The sequence below is a fragment of the Candidatus Protofrankia datiscae genome, assembly GCF_000177615.2.
GTDB classification, from domain to species: domain Bacteria; phylum Actinomycetota; class Actinomycetes; order Frankiales; family Frankiaceae; genus Protofrankia; species Protofrankia coriariae.
Genome location: NC_015656.1, coordinates 1505452 through 1523765, shown reverse-complemented (window position 1 = coordinate 1523765; position 18314 = coordinate 1505452). Strand labels below are relative to the sequence as shown.

Annotated in this window: 19 protein-coding genes; 13 read left to right on the top strand and 6 right to left on the bottom strand. The window is 70.5% G+C overall.

Features of this window, described 5'->3' with window-relative positions:
* Positions 1–256: 256 nt before the first annotated feature.
* On the bottom strand, positions 257–643 hold the full coding sequence (locus FSYMDG_RS06400) for a GroES family chaperonin (RefSeq protein WP_043603102.1): 387 nt from the start codon (positions 641–643) through the stop codon (positions 257–259).
* Positions 644–1116: 473 nt separating this feature from the next.
* Between FSYMDG_RS06400 and FSYMDG_RS06395 the strand changes: the two genes are divergently transcribed.
* From FSYMDG_RS06395 to FSYMDG_RS06385, 3 genes are all read left to right on the top strand, one after another.
* Positions 1117–1821: a hypothetical protein gene (locus FSYMDG_RS06395; protein ID WP_013872767.1), complete on the top strand. Its 705-nt coding sequence runs from the start codon at positions 1117–1119 to the stop codon at positions 1819–1821.
* Positions 1822–3216: 1395 nt separating this feature from the next.
* Positions 3217–3708, top strand: coding sequence for a hypothetical protein (locus FSYMDG_RS25865; protein WP_131773879.1), 492 nt, complete (start codon positions 3217–3219; stop codon positions 3706–3708).
* Between the two features lie 248 nt (positions 3709–3956).
* Positions 3957–4409: an ATP-binding protein gene (locus FSYMDG_RS06385; RefSeq protein ID WP_013872764.1), complete on the top strand. Its 453-nt coding sequence runs from the start codon at positions 3957–3959 to the stop codon at positions 4407–4409.
* Between the two features lie 274 nt (positions 4410–4683).
* Here the strand turns inward: FSYMDG_RS06385 and FSYMDG_RS28025 are convergent, their stop codons facing one another.
* Entirely contained in the window at positions 4684–5046 is a 363-nt protein-coding gene (locus FSYMDG_RS28025) for a hypothetical protein (protein WP_050803359.1), read from the bottom strand.
* 61 nt (positions 5047–5107) lie between these two features.
* Here FSYMDG_RS28025 and FSYMDG_RS28020 point away from each other — a divergent pair, with 61 nt between their 5' ends.
* From FSYMDG_RS28020 to FSYMDG_RS06355, 5 genes are all read left to right on the top strand, one after another.
* Positions 5108–5902 carry a CHAT domain-containing protein gene (locus tag FSYMDG_RS28020; RefSeq protein ID WP_237703010.1) on the top strand — a complete coding sequence of 265 codons (795 nt, stop codon included), beginning with the start codon at positions 5108–5110 and terminating at the stop codon, positions 5900–5902.
* Between the two features lie 104 nt (positions 5903–6006).
* Positions 6007–6468: a hypothetical protein gene (locus tag FSYMDG_RS06370; RefSeq protein ID WP_013872763.1), complete on the top strand. Its 462-nt coding sequence runs from the start codon at positions 6007–6009 to the stop codon at positions 6466–6468.
* Positions 6469–6474: 6 nt separating this feature from the next.
* Positions 6475–7395, top strand: coding sequence for a hypothetical protein (locus FSYMDG_RS06365; protein ID WP_013872762.1), 921 nt, complete (start codon positions 6475–6477; stop codon positions 7393–7395).
* A gap of 514 nt (positions 7396–7909) precedes the next feature.
* Positions 7910–8824: a TerB family tellurite resistance protein gene (locus FSYMDG_RS06360; protein WP_013872761.1), complete on the top strand. Its 915-nt coding sequence runs from the start codon at positions 7910–7912 to the stop codon at positions 8822–8824.
* 310 nt (positions 8825–9134) lie between these two features.
* Positions 9135–9761, top strand: coding sequence for an NUDIX domain-containing protein (locus FSYMDG_RS06355; RefSeq protein ID WP_013872760.1), 627 nt, complete (start codon positions 9135–9137; stop codon positions 9759–9761).
* Between the two features lie 166 nt (positions 9762–9927).
* On the opposite strand, the gene FSYMDG_RS06350 is transcribed toward FSYMDG_RS06355, so the two are convergent.
* Positions 9928–10422: a glutathione peroxidase gene (locus tag FSYMDG_RS06350; protein ID WP_043603096.1), complete on the bottom strand. Its 495-nt coding sequence runs from the start codon at positions 10420–10422 to the stop codon at positions 9928–9930.
* Positions 10423–10692: 270 nt separating this feature from the next.
* Here FSYMDG_RS06350 and FSYMDG_RS06345 point away from each other — a divergent pair, with 270 nt between their 5' ends.
* The gene (locus tag FSYMDG_RS06345) at positions 10693–11841 is read left to right on the top strand and encodes a lysylphosphatidylglycerol synthase transmembrane domain-containing protein (protein ID WP_131772266.1); all 1149 of its coding nucleotides are present in this window, start codon (positions 10693–10695) and stop codon (positions 11839–11841) included.
* Between the two features lie 100 nt (positions 11842–11941).
* Here the strand turns inward: FSYMDG_RS06345 and FSYMDG_RS06340 are convergent, their stop codons facing one another.
* The 3 genes from FSYMDG_RS06340 to FSYMDG_RS06330 form a co-directional block, all read right to left on the bottom strand.
* On the bottom strand, positions 11942–13399 hold the full coding sequence (locus FSYMDG_RS06340) for a catalase (RefSeq protein WP_013872757.1): 1458 nt from the start codon (positions 13397–13399) through the stop codon (positions 11942–11944).
* Positions 13400–13592: 193 nt separating this feature from the next.
* Positions 13593–14159, bottom strand: a complete 567-nt coding sequence (locus tag FSYMDG_RS28015) for a Fur family transcriptional regulator (protein WP_013872756.1) — start codon at positions 14157–14159, stop codon at positions 13593–13595.
* A gap of 582 nt (positions 14160–14741) precedes the next feature.
* Positions 14742–15131 carry a DUF3618 domain-containing protein gene (locus FSYMDG_RS06330; protein WP_013872755.1) on the bottom strand — a complete coding sequence of 130 codons (390 nt, stop codon included), beginning with the start codon at positions 15129–15131 and terminating at the stop codon, positions 14742–14744.
* Between the two features lie 257 nt (positions 15132–15388).
* Here FSYMDG_RS06330 and FSYMDG_RS29130 point away from each other — a divergent pair, with 257 nt between their 5' ends.
* From FSYMDG_RS29130 to FSYMDG_RS22810, 4 genes are all read left to right on the top strand, one after another.
* Positions 15389–15517: a hypothetical protein gene (locus FSYMDG_RS29130; protein ID WP_013872754.1), complete on the top strand. Its 129-nt coding sequence runs from the start codon at positions 15389–15391 to the stop codon at positions 15515–15517.
* 592 nt (positions 15518–16109) lie between these two features.
* Entirely contained in the window at positions 16110–16724 is a 615-nt protein-coding gene (locus FSYMDG_RS06325; RefSeq protein ID WP_013872753.1) for an SCO family protein, read from the top strand.
* Positions 16725–16728: 4 nt separating this feature from the next.
* Positions 16729–17298, top strand: coding sequence for a MauE/DoxX family redox-associated membrane protein (locus FSYMDG_RS06320; protein WP_013872752.1), 570 nt, complete (start codon positions 16729–16731; stop codon positions 17296–17298).
* 7 nt (positions 17299–17305) lie between these two features.
* Positions 17306–18295: a DsbA family protein gene (locus tag FSYMDG_RS22810; RefSeq protein ID WP_013872751.1), complete on the top strand. Its 990-nt coding sequence runs from the start codon at positions 17306–17308 to the stop codon at positions 18293–18295.
* Positions 18296–18314: the final 19 nt, after the last annotated feature.

Sequence of the window (18314 nt, the reverse complement as noted above, 5' to 3'; positions counted from 1 at the left end):
CGGCCGGGATGGGCCGAGTCAGAGAATAGTGATCATGGAATCACCGGGACGGAACGACCCGTAGCCAGATCGACATGTGGGCGCCCAAGCTCACCCGGCGCTACCGGCCCACCGGCCGGATGCCCGGTTCCTGGCCGTCGCCGTAGGGGCAGGCCCCCACGGACGGACCACTGTACAGGTACAGCTCTACAGGTACAGCTCTACAGGTACAGCTCTACAGGTACAGCTCTACAGGTACAGCTCTACAGGTACAGCTCTACAGGTACAGGCCGGTCAGACCGTCATCGAGGCGCTCAGCGGCCACCGCGTGCACATCCCGCTCGCGCAGAAGCACATAGGTCGTGCCGTGCAGCTCGACCTCGGCCCGTTCCTCCGGATCGTAGAGCACCCGGTCGCTCACCTGAATGGTACGTACAGCCGTACCCACCGCGACCACGTCCGCCCAGGACAGTCGCTTACCCATCTGTGCCGTGGCGGGAATGACGATCCCGGCCTTCGAGCGGCGGTCGGCCGAGTCCTCACGGGGAGCGACAAGGACCCGATCATGAAGAAGTCTGATCGGCAACGATCCGGCACGCATGTCCACACCAGCCATGCCGCCAACGCCAGCCATACCGTTGACACCGCCGGAAGCAACACTCACACGCCGGACACTACCCGCCCGGGCGGCACCGTCCTACAATGGTGGACGATGGCGTTGTCCATCCGAGTCCGCCCAAGTCCGCCCAAGTCCATCCGAGTCCGTCCGAGGCTCACCCGAGCCTGCCCGAGCCAGGTCAACACCCCGCGACAACCCACGGACCGCGGATTCCCGGTACAAACGCACAAACCTCCCCGGATGGGGAATGCACCCCCAACGGGGTATAAGCTCCCGCCCATCGTCGGCCTCTCGCTGTTGCCGGGCCGGCGAACCGGCGCCGGGCCACCGCCGGAGAGCTCCACGTCGTCCGGCAGTCGCGGCACCGAAGGCGAAGGCGAAGGCAACAGCGGGCCAGGCAGTGGTCAGGCGGTGGCCCAGGCAGTGACCCAGATGATGGGTCGGGCACGGGCAATGGGTCAGGCAGGGTCAGGCAATGGTTGGGTCGGCACGCTGGAACCGTGAGATGAGGCACGACGATGGCTTTGCGAATCAGTGTGGACCTTGACGACCTGCGCTGGGCTGATCTTTTCCGGTTCGTCGACCTGGCCCGCAACTGCGGCATCGGGGCGGACGACCCGGTAGACGTAATCACCTACGGTAACGACCCGCTGTCGGTCAGCCTGTCGGCACGGATCTACCCGCCAGCGGACGCGTTCGGACCGGGCGAGCCCGAACTGGGCGGCGAACCAGCCGGCCGCTCGAACGTCCCGGCCATCGGCGCGGCCCAGCCGTCGTCCAACGGCTCGTCGTTCGGGTACGACCCGCCCGCCGACGAGCGCGGCCCGGGCGGCAACGGCGCCCACTACCCGTCGTTCGAAACCCCCAGCGAACGTCCCGGCCCGGGCGGCCCGCCGAACCTGCCCTCGTTCTCGGGCGGCTACGACGGGCAGGGTGAACGCGGTGGCGCGCCGCCGACCGCCGTCGCCACCCACTACCCCAGTTTCGACGGGCAGGGAGAACGCCTCGGCCCCGGCGGCGCCGGTGGGCAGTTCGCCGGATTCGAGCCGGTCTTCGACCGGCAGGCGGGCGCCATCCAGGGCGGCATCAAGGAGCCGGTCCCGGGTGGCCCGGGCGTGCCCGGCCAGGTCGACAGCCCGTACGTCGAGGAGTTCGCCCGTCTCCAGGAGGGCCTGATGCGCCAGGTCCGCCGTCCGGACGAGGTCCGCCCCGAACGGGGATGAACATCACGGGCGGTCGCTCGACCGCCCGTGCGGCTGGCGACCAGACGACTGGTCAGCGACAGCCGGCGAGTGGCTGCGAGGCGGCCAGTGCACGGGCGGCTGGCAGTCGGCAGCGCACTGGCCACCCCGCGACCAGGCAGCTGGTTGCCGCCTGGCCAGGTGATCGGACCGCCGGGCGACCCGGTGGCAACGGCCACCATCCGGATCATGTTGCCGTCCAGCCGCCGCTACCCTGCCATCGCCGGCAACATCCGACTTCTGGTGACAGAAGCAACATATGGTAACAGAGTAGACAGGTAAAGCTACAAAAGGTAGTGTGACGATCAAAATGGTCACTCAAGGACGGTACCGGTAGCACTTCCCACCGGGTGATGGTGCATGCTGGCATCGATGGAGGATCAGCGGACGGATGAGGTCGAGCGCTACTGCAACCGGTTGCGCTCAGAACTTCGCATGATTTCCAACGGGCCTGTCCTGGCTGGTCCGAAGATGATGGCGCACATCGGGTCCCTGCTCACGCTGCTCGACCTCCATCAGGCGAACGAGTTCGATCTGTGCGTGAGCTGTGACCGGCTCTGGCCGTGCCCGACGGTCGTGGCCGTCACCGGCATGTCCCCACAGCCGGATGACGACGAGCAGGCCCCGGATCCAGTTGTCAGGCGGCAGCGTGCCCAAGCGGCCCTGGATGCCCTGGAAGCGAGACCCGTCGAGGCCGGCACGCCCGCATCCACCACCATGCCTGGGATGCCCGTCATGCCCGGGGCCACAACCGCGCCTCCGATCGCGCCCGGTACCGGTGCCACACCCGGGGCCGGCGTCGCGCCCCCGGTCCCGCCCGTCACCATCGTCCCGCCCACAGCCCCACCCGCGCCACCCACCGTCGCGCCGCGCGCCGCCTCCGCGGGCGGCCCCTTCCCGGGCGGCCCCATCTCGGGGGACCCCATCCCGGGCGGCCCCGGACCAGGGGGCCCCAGACCGGGTGACGCCATCCCGCCTCCCGCGCAGACGCCTCCCGCGCCCGCACCGCTTCCACCCGCACCCCCCGGATCCCTCCCGCCGTTCTCCGGCATGCCGCGGGTCAGCGGGCCGATTCCCCCGCTGCCGGCGGCTCCGACGTCCGCCACGGGCCCGAGCGGCCCGGGCACGGGGCCGCTCGGAACAGGCCCAGGTGGGCCGGGCACAGGCGCCTACCCGGTCTCGGCGACCCCCGGCAACCCCACCGGATGGATCCCGTCCTCCACCGCCTCGCTGTCAACCGGCGCGCACCGCATACCGCAACCGCCCCAGGCACCCCAGACGGCGCAGAGAGCACAGCCGCCGCAGCCGCCACAGCCGCCGCGAAGGCCACAGCCGCCGCGCCCGACCGACGTCACGCCCACACCGGACGGGCGGCAGATGCCGTCAGGCACCCCGCCCGCCCCGCCTTCCGCACCGCGGCCGGATGGTCAGCAGCCGGCGACGGGCCCGCTGCCGGCACGGCAGCGGCCCGCCGAGCCGTTCCGGCAGCCGCCGGTGCGCGACCCGCAGCCCTGGCCGCTCGTGCCGGGGCCGGGGCCGGGAGCCGGTGACCAGCCGTCGGCGTACCCGCCCAGGGAAGCGGCCATCCCCACGGCCCGTCCCGCGCCGTTGATCTCCGGGCCGATGGGTATTCCGCCCACCCGCTCGGCAGGCCGGCCGCATCCGGGGCCGGACCCGGCACGCCAGCCGTACGCCACCGCGTCACATCCCGGCGGCGATCCGGGCGCCCCGCCGAACGCCCGGGGGCCGCAGGCCGAACGCCCGGGGAGACCGCCTCGCGCCTCAGCCCAGGACGACACGATCAGTGACGGCAGCGGCGCCCGCTGGCCCGGCTACGGCAACATCCTCGACGGCATCGACGTGATCTGATCTCGCCGAAACCCCCCGGCAGCACAGGAAAAGCATGATCGTACTGTCGGTGTCTCGCCGGACGCGGGCCAACCGGTCGTGCGTACGGGGCGGTTCGGGGCCCGCCGAGTAGCCCGACAGTCCGTGACAGGTCGGTGTCTGCAAGGTTTGAATGCAGACGGCATGTGGCATGAACGCGACGACGGCGACGGGCCCAAGGCGATGTTCGACGGTACGGCCGTCGGCGGTTACCCGTGGAGGGTTGAGGCGTGGCCGAAGCTCTTACCGCACGCTTCGATCTTCCCGCCAACGCCCGCGCCGCCGGGCGTGCCAGACGCCTGGTCAACGAACTGCTGTCGACCTGGGGCCGCGAGGAGGACGCCGAGGTCGCCCGCCTGCTGGTCAGCGAGGTCGTCACCAACGCCGTCCGTTATACAAGGTCGGACGATCCGCTGCACGTCCAGGTCGTCGCGCAGAAGGACCGGGTGCGGATAGCGGTCGGCGACGGCAGCAGCACCCACCCGGTGCTACGGACCGTATGTGACGACGACGAGTCCGGCCGCGGCATGCATCTGGTGGCGGCGCTCGCCAGCGAGTGGGGTGTGGACAGATCCGCCAACGACAGCCCCGGCAAACACGTGTGGTTCGAACTCGCCGCCCCCGTCCACCCCCGCGTCCCCGCAGACGCCGTCCGCTCCCCGGCATTCCGTATCTTCCGCTGAGCGGTGCCTCCCCCGACTCCCGGAAATCCCCCGATTCCGGAAGCGAGGACCGCCCCGGGCATATGCCGCGACAGCGGTGTTCATATCCTCTGCGTGAGAGGACCGCCGCCATCGTCAGATGGCACGGAAACCACGGGGGCGCGGGATCGTGCGGAAACGTCTGCTGGCGCGGCTACGAGCACGTCCTGAACAGCCCCCCACCCAGCCCCAGACCTCCTCCAGCCGAAATGCCACTGATGATCCGCAGGCATGGGCGGCTCGAGCAGCCGCTTTGTTACAAGCCACCTGGCAGAACGGTGATCCAGGTCAGCTGAACGAGGCAATAGATCTGCTCACCCAGACACTGGCGGCCACCCCCACCAACCACCCCAACCGCGCCGGGCGGCTGTCCAACCTCGGCGCCGCCCTGCGGGCCCGGTTTGGGCGGGTCGGGGAGATGGCGGACCTGGACGCCGCGATCGTCGCCGGCCGGGACGCGATCACCGCCACCCCCACCGGCCACCCCAACCGCGCCGGCTACCTGTCCAACCTCGGCCTTGCCCTGCAGGCCCGGTTTGAGCGGGTCGGGGAGATAGCGGACCTCGACGCCGCGATCATCGCCGGCCGGGACGCGATCACCGCCACCCCCACCGGCCACCCCAACCGCGCCCGGCGGCCGCGCGGCGGCAGGAGGGCGCGGGCCGGCCGCGGTTGTGGTGGTGTGTCTCCGGGCTGCTGGCGTTCCTGCCAGTCCACGCCGCCGGCCACCATCACACCCGGCACGACCCGGCCCCGGCGACCGTGCTGGACCGGGCGATCAGCTCGACCACCCCCACGATCCGCGCCCTCCTCCACGCCCGCCGCCCCCTCCCCAACGCGACGACCGGCGCAGAGGACGGACAGATCGTGGCAGTCGGGATGCCCCACCCCACCCCGGCGCGTCCGACCTGCCCGGCACCGCGGAGGAGATCCGCCGGCTACGGGAACGGTTCCCCGGCCGGGTCCAGGCGCTGGTCGGGGACGACGCCACCCGGGCCACGGTGACGGCGGCGCTACCGGCCGCCCGGTGGGCGCACTTCGCCTGCCACGGCACCGCCAACCTGGCCAACCCCTCGGCCAGCCGGCTGCTGCTCACCGACCACCAGCAGCAGCCGTTGACGGTCGTGGACGTCGCCCGGCTACGCCTCGACCGCGCCCAGCTGGCGTTCCTGTCGGCCTGTGAAACCGCCCGCCCCGGCGGCCGACTCGCCGACGAGGTGATCCACCTGGCGTCGGCGTTCCAGCTCGCCGGCTACCGGCACGTCATCGGGACGCTATGGCCGATCAGCGACCAGCACGCCGTGGACATCGCCGACCACATCTACACCACCCTCAGCGCCACCGGCACCCTCACCGCCACCGGCACCGCCACCGCCACGGTGGCCGTCGCGGTACACACGGCAACCCGGCAGCTCCGCGACCGGTGGCCACACGAGCCGTCGGTGTGGGCGTCACACATCCACGCCGGCGCCTGACACCCCCCACACCCACCCGGGCCGGCACACACCTCGGCCGGATGGCACGCACCCGGGGCACCCGGGCAGAGCAGAAACGACGCACGGTACGACAAGGAGAACCGATGAGCACCGACGACAGCGGAGCGGACGAGGTCGAGGGGGTGCTGGAGGCGGCCCGGGCGATCCGCCCCCATCTGCACAAGCTGGTCGGCCCGGCCGCCGCCAACCTGGACCGCAGCCTCGCCGACCAGCTCACCGCCTCCGGCACCACTGCCGGCCAGCCGGCCGGCGCCGGCCAGGCGGCGGTCGCCGGCCGGCTCCGTGAGCTGCTTGACGGGGACGAGACCACCGCGTGGTTCCTCCGCACGGTCCTGGAGGACGCGCCACGCCACCGGCCGCCCTACTTCCAGCCCCGTTACCTGTACCGGCAGACCGGTGGCGCGCTCGTCCTGCCGGGCGATCCCGGCCCGGTCGAGGCCAGCCGCTACGTCTGCCCGCACGGCGACTATGCCTGGTACCGGCCTGACCTCGGCGTCGCGGTCCCGCAGTGTCCCACCCATCAGGTCAGCCTGGTGCGAGGCTGACACCCGATGCTGGGGGCGTTCTGGGATGCGGTCGGGGGGAAGCTCGCCGACCGCTGGGCCACCGTCACCGCCCCCGCGCTGGTCTTCTGGCTGGCCGGGCTGGCCGCCTGGACCCGCCACCGCGGCGGCCTACACACGCTGAGTGAACAGACCGACTGGCTGGACCGGCAGTCCCCGGCCGTGCAGACCGCCGCCATCCTCACCGTCCTGCTCGCCGTGCTCGCCTCCGGCATCCTCGTCGCCCGCGGCGCCACCCCGGTGCTGCGGCTGCTGGAGGGCTACTGGCCCGCCTGGGCCGGCCCGCTCCGCCGCCGGCTGGCCGGCTGGCTCGCGGCCCGCGCCGCCACCGACCAGCCCGCCTGGCAGGCCGCCTACGCCCGCGTCCGCCCGCCGAACACCCCCACCGTCGACGAGCTCGCCGCCTACACCCGGTTGGAACGCCGCCGCCGGCGCCGCCCGGCCGCACCCGGCTACTTCCTGCCCACTCCGATCGGGAACATCCTGCGCGCCGCCGAACGCCGCCCGCTGGACAAGTACGGCCTGGACACGATCATCCTGTGGCCGGCGCTGCCCGAGACCACCCGCGCCGACCTGCTCGCCGCCCGCGCCAGCCTGGACGCGGCGGTCACCACCGCGGTGTGGGGGCTGCTGTTCTGCGCGTTCACGCCGCTCACCTGGCTGGCGCTGCCCGTCGGGCTCGCCGTCGCCGTCGGCAGCGTGACGCTGGTGGTCCCGGCCCGGGCGCAGACGTTCGGTGACCTGGTCGAGGCCGCCTACGACCAGCACCGCGTCCTGCTCTACACCCAGCTGCGCTGGCCGCCGCCGGCCGATCCGGCCACCGAACGCGCCGAGGGCGCCAGGCTGACCGCCTACCTGTGGCGGGGCTCCGACGACACCCACCCCACGTTCACCCCACCCCCCGGCTGACCCGCCACCCCGGCGGCGGCCATCCTGGGTCACCACCGCCGGGCCTGGCATCTGCCCGGGCCTGCCACCGGCATCACGGCTCGCCACGGAACGTCAGATCAGTGACGGCGACCGGGTGGATGGATCATGATACGGGGCGGGCCGGGCCCGCCGGAGACCAGCGGCCATCTACTGAAGGTAATGGCCACCTGACGCGAGGTCGCATGTCGTGAACCGGACAGGCCGTTCCCCAATGGCCTCTGGCAGGCCGCCCGACAGCAGGATCGATCATCGATATGATCTAGATCATGTATCGCTGCAGGTCAAAGCACTGTCACAGATCTTGGTTGAAAATTTTCAAGTAACCGGTCGCAACAACACAAACCTCTTTCGGTTACAGCCCCTGTGCCGTCGTATTCATCGACAGCTTCCTGCCAATGGGCAACCACCCTGGGCAGGTGGATGATGTCATCGGGTCAGCAACAACCCGCCCGTAATGCCGCTGACAGCGGGAAACCGTCATCAGGGGGTCGACATGCCCGTTCCCACGGATGTCCGGCTGAACGTCCGGATCCTGCTCGACACCGGCGGCTACCTGGTCGCGCACTATCGGTCCGACGTGTCCGCCTACCTCCTGCCCGGCGGCGACGTCGAGCCCGCCGAAGGGATCGCCTCGGCCGCGGCCCGCTACGTCCACGCCCTGACCGGCTCCCCGGCCGTCCCGACCGAGTTCGTCGGCTGCGTCGAGCACCACGGGCCGGACGCGGAGCACACGGTCACCGCGCTGTTCGCCGCCGACCTGCCCGACAGTGCCGCCGCCCCGGTCACCCATGCGGGCGCCGCGCTCGTCCCGCTGGCCCTGGAGGACTTCAACGAACGGTCGCTGACACCCGCCGCCGTCTCGGTCGCGGTGGTCCGCTGGCTGGAGGACCACTGGCCGGTGTGGCAGGGGCTGCCGGTGCACGAACCCGACGCGTGGTGGAACCATCTCAGCCAGTCCGTGCACGTGTTGCGGGCCCAGCTGCACGCCCGGCGGCACGAGCTCGACGACGCCGCGTTCCGGGACGCCGCGGTCGCCATCTGCGCGCTCGTCGCCGCCGCCGACGGCACGATCGACGCGCGGGAACGGGACGCCATGGCGCACATCGTCGCCACCGACCGGACGCTCAGCGCCTTCCCGCCCAACGAACTCGTCCACCTGTTCGACGCCCATGTGGACGCGCTGCGCGCGGACGCCGCCGGCGGCCGGGCCGCGGCGCTGCGCGAGATCGCCAAGGTGCGGGGCAACCGGGCGCGGGCCCGGTCGGTCGTGCAGTTCGGCGCGGTGATCGGACGCTCGGACGGCACGTTCGACCCCGCCGAGCGGGCCGTCGTCCAGGAAGCGATGGACATCCTCGGGCTCGACCCGTCCTCGCTGGCGGTCCAGCGGGTCAGGAGCACCCACGGATAGACCGCCTGGCCGCCGCCGCGGGAACCGGCAGCCAGGCCGAACCGGGGCCTGACACCGGAACCTGGCGCCGGAACCTGACACCGGAAAAAGGCCGAGCCGGGCGCTGCCCGCGGTGCCGTCCGGTGCTGTCAGACGCCGCCAGTACGCCGAAGGCCCGCCAGGAACCGGCCGCGGACACCTCGAAGACGCGACACCCACCGACCCAGCATCCCCCGAGCAGCAACATCACCGGAGCAGCCCCGAAGTACTCGAAGCAGCCGAATCAGCCGAACGTGGTCGATCCAGCCCGCCTTCACCCGTGAGGAAAGCCATGCTCGAGAACAACGACGCAACATCCCACCAGGCAGCCCGACCGTTACCGCGTCCCGGCAGGGACGCTTCCTGGGCCGTCGACCCGACGATCGCCGTGGACCCGACAGTCGCCGACCTGGAACGCCCTGCCGCCGCGGGCGGCCCGTACGGCCTGGGCGGGCCGGCCAGCGACGCCATCCCGGTACTGAGCGCCCGCATGCTCTTCATCTCCGGTGAGCGGGTACTCATCGCCAACCGGCGCGGGCGGTCCTGGTTCTACCTGCCGGGCGGGAACGTGGAGCCCGGCGAGAGTGTGGAGGCGGCGCTGCGCCGCACGATCCGGGAGAAGGCCGGGCTCGCGACCCACGCGCTGGACTTCGTCGGATGCGTGGAGCACACGTTCGTCGAATCCGGTCAGAGCTGGCACGAGATCAACGTCGTGTTCGCCGCGGCGCTGCCCGCGTTCGCGCAGATCGGCAGCCGGGAGGAGGCGATCGACATCAGTTCGGTCTCGGTGTCCACGCTCCACACGTTCGAGTTCCGGCCGACGTACCTGCGGACGGCCATCCTGCGTTGGCTGCGCACTCACCGGCCGTCCTGGTACGGCCCGGACGGGCTCCCCCGGACGACCGCCGGACCGCACTGAGAAAGCCGGGCCGAGTGCGTAACCACAACCGCCCCCACGGCCAGCACCGGACCGGAACCAGAGACGGGAAACCAGGGGCGGGGCGGGCCGGAAGCAGAAACAGGACAGAGCCACAACCGGGAGCGGAGGCCGAGGCCAAGGACAGGGGCCAGGGCCGAAAGGGGAATCAGGCGGGCAGAACCGCTTCGATCGCCTGGCGCAGCGCCGGGTCGTGCGGCTCCGTGCGCGGGCCGAAGCGGGCTGCGACCCTGCCGTCCGACGCGACCACGAACTTCTCGAAGTTCCAGGCGATGTCGCCGGTCCGCCCCTCCGCGTCGGCGGCCTGGGTCAGCTCGGCGTACACCGGGTCACGGCCTTCGCCGTTGACCTCGATCTTCGCACTCAGTGGGAACGTCACCCCGTAGGTCGTCGAGCAGAAGGTCGCGATCTCCTCCGCGGTGCCCGGCTCCTGCTTGCCGAACTGGTTGCTCGGAAAACCGATCACGGTGAATCCGCGGTCGGCGAGCTCCTCGTGCAGTTTCTCCAGGCCGGCGTACTGCGGGGTGAGGCCGCACCGGCTTGCCACGTTGACGACGAGCGCGGCACGTCCGTCCGCCAACGCACCAAAGGTCGTCTTCTCACCGGCAAGGGTCGTTACCGGTAGGTCACGCAGATCTGTCACGGTCCTGCCTTTCCTCGGATGCTGAAGGTTTCGCTGGGTTCTGTGATCCCGGTCACCCGGCGGCGGATTACCGGTGCACGTCATTTTCGGACGACATGACGTACCTCTGCGTGCAAGCCGGCCGCCGCCGGTTCTGTTCCGTACCGGCATGAAACGGCCTCCTGGCCAATCGGTGCCATCCCTCGCCCGACGGGGTAGGTAGAAGAAGATCCCATCACAGGATGTACGTTGTTCAGCATCCGTTATGAATTCCGATCTACTGTTGGCGCCATGACGCCCAGCCGGGCAGCTACCGCGACGGCAGCCCCCGCAAGGGCGACGGTCGACGGCAGCGCCGTCGCCACCGCACAGCCAGCAGCTATCTCACCACGGCAGGTCCCACGTCCGCTGCTGCCAGGCCTGCCTGATGAGCAGATGGTGAGCACGCTCGCACTTTCCGGAATGCTGCGCCCCCGTCTGCGGATGGGCTGGCTGCGCCATCCCTGGACGCTGGTCGTGGTCGCCCTCGCCGTTCCGACGGCCGTCATGCTGGTCATGCGGTTCCGGACAGAGGTCGGGGCAAGACTGTCGAGCGTCCCCGTGCCGACCTGGCCGTGGCTGATGGCGTGCGGGCTTGCCTCGTCCTGCTTCTTCCTGGCCAACGGTCTGGCCCTGCGGGCGGCCAGTGGGCTGCCCCTGCGGCTGCGCACGGCGGTGGCGGTGCAACTGGCCGCGGCGGCGGCCAACCGGGTGCTGCCGGCGGGCCTGGGCGCGATCGCCGTGAACATCCGCTATCTGGAACGTCAGAAGCTGACCTGCTCGGCCTGCCTGAGCGCGGTGGCCGCAGTCAAGATTGTTTTCGCCCTGGCCCACGTGGGCGGGATCGCGCTCACCGCCGCGCTGGTCGGCGGTTCGGGCACGCAGGACGCGGTGATCGCGCCCATCAGGTCGGTCACGGCGAGCGTCGGCTCCGGACCCGCCCTCGGCGGTGTCGCGCTGTGCCTGGTCGGCTGTGTCATGGCCGGCCTGCACCCCCGCATCCGCGGCCGGCTCGGGCCGGCGCTGCGCGGCGCGGGCCAGCATCTGGCGCTGCTCGCACGCTCCCCCCGGCGCACCGCCGTGCTGCTGCTGTCGGCCGCGGCCACCAAGGTGACACAGATCGTGGCGCTGGCCACCTGCGTCTGGGCGTTCGGCGGCTCCGTATCGCTACTGTCGGTAGCGACCATCTATCTGGTGGGCGCGGTGGTGGCCGGCGCGGTACCCACCGCGGGCAACATCGGCGCGCTCGAGCCCGCCCTCGCCATCGGCCTCACCGCCGCCGGCGGCGACGCCGTGTCCATGTTCGCGGCCGTCCTGGTGTACCGGCTGATCAGCTACTGGCTTCCTGTCCTCCCCGGCATCGCCGCCCTGACCGTCCTGCGCCGCCGCGGCATCCTGTAGACCGCTGCCCGCGCGGCACAGCTCTGCCCGGGAGGGCCGCCGGCCGGGCCGTCGGACGAGGCCCGGCCCGCGAGCAGGAAACGAGTAGGAAAAGGGCTTGTCAGCCGGTGCCGAGGCCCTTGGCGACGCGGGCGCCGAGGTCCGGGTCGACCTGGCGCCAGTACTCGACCACCCGGCGCTGGACCTCCGACGTGACGTCCTGGGACGCGTGGCCGACGATGTTCGAGACCAGATGCTCCCGATCGATATCGGACATCACGTCGCGGTACAGCGACCCGGCCTGGCCGAAGTCGTCGTCGTCGCGGCGCGGCGTGTACGCCGCCCGGACGAAGTCGCCGTCGGCCCGCCAGACCGCGTCCTCGCCGTACCGGGCCGTGTCCGCCCTGGGGCCGCCGTAGCTGTTCGGCGCGTACACCGGGTCGTGGGACGGCTGGTAGCGCATGGCGCCGTCCTTGTTGTAGGAGTGCACCGGCACCTTCGGACGGTTGATCGGTAGCTGCAGGTAGTTCGGGCCGATCCGGTAACGATGCGTGTCCGGGTAGGAGAACAGCCGGCCGAGCAGCATCTTGTCCGGGCTCGAGCCGATGCCGGGCACCAGGTTCGCCGGCTCGAACGCCGCCTGCTCGACCTCGGCGAAGTAGTCCTCGGGGTTGCGGTCGAGAACCATCCGCCCGATCGTGATCGGCGGGTAGTCCCCGTGCGGCCAGACCTTGGTCAGGTCGAACGGGTTGAACCGGTAGGTGGCGGCGTCCGCGAACGGCATGATCTGTACCTCCAGCCGCCAGGCCGGACGGTCGCCCCGCTGGATCGACGACGCCAGGTCCCGGAGGTGGAAGTCCGGGTCCACGGAGACGACCGCCTTCGCCTCGGCGTCGGTGAAGTTGTCGATGCCCTGCTCGGTCTTGAAGTGGTATTTCACCCAGAACCGCTCGTGCGCCTCGTTCACCCACATGAACGTGTGGCTGCCGTAACCGTTCATGTTCCGCCAGCTGCGCGGCGTCCCGCGGTCGCTCATCAGGATGAGCACCTGATGGGCAGACTCGGGGGACAACGTCCAGAAATCCCACTGCATGTTGTTGTCACGCAGATGGGTGTCGGACCGCCGCTTCTGGGAGTGGATGAAGTCGGAGAACTTGCTCGGGTCCCGAACGAAGAAGATCGGCGTGTTGTTGCCGACCAGGTCGTAGTTGCCGTCCTCGGTGTAGAACTTGATGGCGAAACCACGCGGATCACGAACCGTGTCGGCGCTGCCGAGCTCACCCGCGACGGTGGAGAACCGGATGAACACGTCGGTGCGCCTGCCCACCTCGGAAAGAAAGGCTGCCTTCGTGTACGGGGTGACGTCCGCGGTCACCTCGAAATAGCCGTGCGCACCGCCGCCCTTGGCGTGAACGACCCGTTCCGGCACCCGTTCCCGGTTGAACTGGGCCATCTTCTGGATCAGGTAGTGATCCTGGAGCAGCAACGGACCGTTCGGGCCGACAGACAGGGAGTGTTCGTCGCTCGGTGCCGGGATACCCGCGTCGGTCGTGGTTACAGGTGGTCGAGAGTCAGTCATCAAAAACTCACTCCTGTTGTCTTCTGTCGTCGCGTCCCGGCTGTCGGTGGGACGGGTCCCTGCCGACGGCCGGGCGGCTCGCGCCGGATTCGGACTCCCGGGGTCCTACCCGCCCGTGCCCGCCGGAAAGTCGACGGATGTCAGCTGTCGGTTCTCCCGGCGTGGCCGGGACATCAGCCGCGTGGCCGGGAGGTCAGCTCTCCCGCACGCTCGGAACGGCCCGCCGCGGCCGCGTCCCGGCAGGCGCGCTGCCGTCGGCACCGGCGTCGGCACCGGCGTCACCAGCGGTGTCGGCATCGGCGTTGGCCCTGGCTCCGGAGCCGCCCCCAACGTCGGCGATGGCCCTGGCCTGGCAGTCGGCGCAGATCCCCCAGAAGGTCACCTCGGCCTCGTCGATGACGAAACCATGGTCGTCCGACGGCGACAGGCACGGCCGCGCGCCGATCACGCAGTCGACGTCGTAGACGGCCGTGCACACCCGGCAGACGAGATGGTGATGGTTGTCACCGACCCGCAGTTCGAACCGGGCCGGATGGCCCGCCGGTTCGAACCGGCGCACCAGCCCGGCGGCGGCGAGCACGTCCAGGTTGTCGTACACGGCCTGCAGCGACAGCGAGCCGAGCCGGGCACGGGCGCCCTGAGCGATCGTCTCCACGCTCAGGTGCGCGCCTTCGGCCAGGGACGCGAGCACCGCCAGCCGAGGCGCGGTCACCCGCAGCCCGGCCGAGCGCAGTTGCCCGGCGGCGTCCTCACTGTTCACACCGGCCAGCCTTCGCCGCTGTCTGGAACAAGTCAAGTCTACGAATACGTCAAAGCCGGGTCCCCGAGCTGGACGGGCATTCCGTCGCCCACCGGTCGCCGGCTGGGTACAAGCGGCGAAAATCTCGGGCAACATGGGCGGCCGACCATCCATATATGGGATCCCACAAGCATGGACGGTACCGGTGAACAAAGCGGCGGGCGACGGCTCGTCGAAAGCACGGACGGCCGGAAACCCCCGGCCAGCAGACACCACGACGACAGCGGGAAGCGCGGGAACTCGGGCGGGCCGGCAACCCGGACGGCGCGGGAGAACGCGCTCGGGGCGGGCGGACACGAAGCACAGCGGTCCGCACAGAACGGCCGGCACGGAGAACCGGCCCAGAACAGTCGGCACAGCACGGCTTCAGGCCCGCACTGGCCGTCACCCGGCCGGTACGGTCGCTATCGGCAGAATATTGACAAAAACAGGCGAAAGTCCACTTTTCTAGCACTGGATGGCATTACGGAATTACAGCATTACGGCATACGGTGTGGGCGGGCGGACGGGCACTGCCCGACCCTCGCGGAATGCCGTAGAACGTCACAGAACGCGGGCACGGCGGCGCCTGCGGCGGCGAACGCTGACGAACAGCACCAGCACGCCGCTCCCGACGGCGGCCACCCTGTCCCACCGGACGACGCGCTGCACGACCGGACCCGTGTCAAGCCCGGCGGCCAGCTCACGCCTGTCGGCCGGCGTGCCGTAACCGTTGCCGGCGACGCTGGAGTCCGCGGTGATGGCGGGCAGGCCACCGAAGCCACTCGTGATCACCTTCTGGCGCAGCTCGGCGACCCTGCCTCTGATCTGCTCGCCGGTCCGCTCCGCGACCCTTCTGGGACTCACGAGCTCGGCGATGGCGTCCAAGGTGACCGCGAGCTCGGCGCGGGTATTCTCGATCTGCTGCTGAATCGCAGCCGGGTCCTGCGGCACCGATGTCGCCCTTTCCTCCACGCGCGATGACTGCCTGGGTATATCTGCTGGATCTTCACCGGCGCTTCCTGAACGTACCACGTCGGCTTCGCCGGACCGGCAACGCTGTCGTCAGCAGCACGGCGTTGTGGTCAATGGCGTTGTCGTCGACCCGAACAGAACGCCACCGTCGAGACCTCCTCCACATCCCAGGATGGCCGTTCAGGCGTACCAGAATATCCACCGGAACATGCCGGATATAACATGAATCACACCATATGACGACCATGAGCGACGACATCGACGCCGGGAGACGCCGGGAGACGCCGGGAGACGCCGGGATCTACGACAGGATCTACGACAGGATCTACGACAGGATCTACGACAGGATCTACGACAGGATCTAATGACAATCGTGCCAGAAGGGCCGCCCGGACGCGCGGCAAAACAGCGGTCGAGCGGCCGAGCTCACCCGCGCCGGGCCACCGTCCCCACGCCATCGGAGATCGTTGCCGAAGAAGCCGGTCGCGTACCTTCGTAGACGGCTGTCCCGCGTCACCGAAGATCGCGACAGGGCTCGGCCGGGCAGCGGTCACGCCGGCACGCACGGGCGGATGCCAGCGGATGCCGGTGACTCACCGGTGACTCACCGCCGGGAGCACCCGCTCCAGGCGGCACCGGCACATGCGATTGTTCCACTGATGGCCCACGATGATGGCCCACGGCCCGGGCGTCCGACACGGCCGGAGGTGGAACCGAGCCGTGGGGCTTATCCGTCAGTCCACACAAGGAGCCGTCCGGCGGTAAGGGTACGGATCGAGGAGCGAGGCCCGGGTGCGTACATCGCAAGATGCAGGAGAAGCCGTCAGCGAAGCTGTCGGCGACGACGCCGACAGTACGGCGGGTGCCCGCCCTGGTACCGATCCGCCTGGCCGAGGATCCGGCGGGGGCCGTCCGCGTCATCCTGCCCGCCGCCGCCTGTTCGCGGTACCGCTGGTGATGGCGTTCGCGCTCGTCCTGGCCGGGTGTGCGTCCGGTACCGAGTCCGCGGTCACGATCGTGGACGACTCCGGGGCAACCAACGAACTGCGTGGCACGGCGCTCGCACAACCGGTCGACAAACCCGCGCTGAACCTGGTCGACACCGCCGGCGCCCCGCTCGACCTGCGTTCCCGGACAGCAGGGAAGGTCACCCTGCTGTTCTTCGGTTACACCAACTGCCCGGACGTCTGCCCGACGACGATGGCCGACATCGCGGCGGCCCTCGACACGGTGCCGGCATCCGTCCGGTCGCGGATCGCCACGGTGTTCGTCACCACCGACCCCGAGCGGGACACCGGCGAGGTGCTCAGCCGCTGGCTGAACCAGTTCGACCCGTCCTTCATCGGTGTGCGGGGCACCCTGGCACAGATACGCGCGCAGGCGGACGCGCTCGGCATCCCGCTGGAGGATCCGGTACGTCAACCCAACGGGATCTTCACCGTCACGCATGGCACACAGGTCATGGCCTTCACCACGGACGACCGGGCCAGGGTCGTCTACCTGGCGGGCACCCAGGTCGCCGACTACGCCCACGACCTCCCAATTCTGGTCAATACGGGAAAGACCACATGAAACAATGACGAATCAGCAGACAACGACCGGAAGGACGATCGCCGGGGCCGCTGCGGCCAGCTCACGGGTACCGCTGGTGCTGGCCACCGTCTCCACGCTTCTACGCCTCGGGCTGGCGGGGCTCTGGCTCGCCGCCGGCCTGGTCAAGATCGGCGACCCGCAGGGGATGGTGCGGTCGGTCCGGGCCTTCCGCATCCTGCCCGAGGGGCTCGTGCACCCGGTCGCCTACGCCGTCCCGTTCGTGGAGATCGCGCTCGGCCTGCTGCTGCTCGTCGGGCTGGCGGTGCAGGTGAGCGCCGCCGTCTCCACGCTGCTGCTCGCCGTCTACATCGCGGCGATCGCCTCGGCCGCCGCGCGGGGCCTGCGCATCGACTGCGGCTGCTTCTCCACCGGCGGGGACCTCACCGCCGGCGCGCCCACCCACTACACCGGGGAGATCATCCGGGACGGCCTGCTGCTCGCCGCGAGCGTCCTGGTGGTCTGCCTGCCAGCCGGTGCGCTCACCGTCGACCGCCTCCTCGAACGAGGCACGCGCCCACCGGCCGTCGAGGGGCCGCAGGCAGTGCGGCCATGATCGAAATATGCCGCCGCAGGCCCATGTCATCGAGCCGTCGCAGGACTTCGGAGAACTGATGAGTACCGCGTCCAGGAAGAGCAGGAAGAACCGGTCGGGCGGGAAGCGGGGCGGAAACCCGGCCGGGAGGCCGGCCGGCGCGCGGTCGGGTGGCTCCGCCGCGCAGCAGCCCGGGCCCACCCAGAACGACACAGGGCGGGACGAGGCCCAGGACGACACGAGGCAGGCCGGAAACGACGTCCGCCGGAACCGGAACGACACCCAGCGGGACGATCGCCGGCGGGAGAAGGCGGCCCAGGCCCGGGCCGCCGAAGCCGCCCGCGCGCGGAGGCGGCAACGGGCCATCATCGGATCGGTGGTCGTGGCCCTGCTCGCGGTGGCCGCGCTGATCGGCGTCGCCGTCCAGAGCAACCGGACGGAATCCGCGCCGGTGGTGCTGCCGGTGACCGCGACCGGCACCGACAACGGGATCGTCGTCGGCCGGGCGGACGCCCCCGTCGCCGTGGACTTCTACGAGGACTTCCAGTGCCCGGTCTGCCAGGAGCTGGAGAGCACGCTCGGCCCGAACATCCAGCAGATGATCAGTGACGGACGGATCAGGGCCGTCTATCACATGATGTCCTTCCTCGGGCCGGAGTCCGTCCGGGCTGCGAACGCCGCCGCGGCCGCCGCACAGGAAGGAAAATTCAAGGAATACCACGACGTTCTCTACGCCAACCAGCCGCCCGAGCACAGCGGCGGATATCAGAACGACGCGCTGACGGCATTCGGCGCCAGGATGGGCCTGACATCCCCGGCGTTCATCGAGGCGGTGCGTAACGGCACCTACAACGGCTATGTCGCGAAAGTCGAGGACGACGCGTCCAAACGCGGTGTGACCGGCACCCCGACCGTGCTCGTCAACGGCCGGCAACTGTCCCCGCAGGCTCTGACCCCTCAGGGCTTCACCGCCGCGGTGACCAGCGCCGCCGCTCCCGCACCGGCAGCCACCGGCTGACCGATCCTCGGGTGGCCAC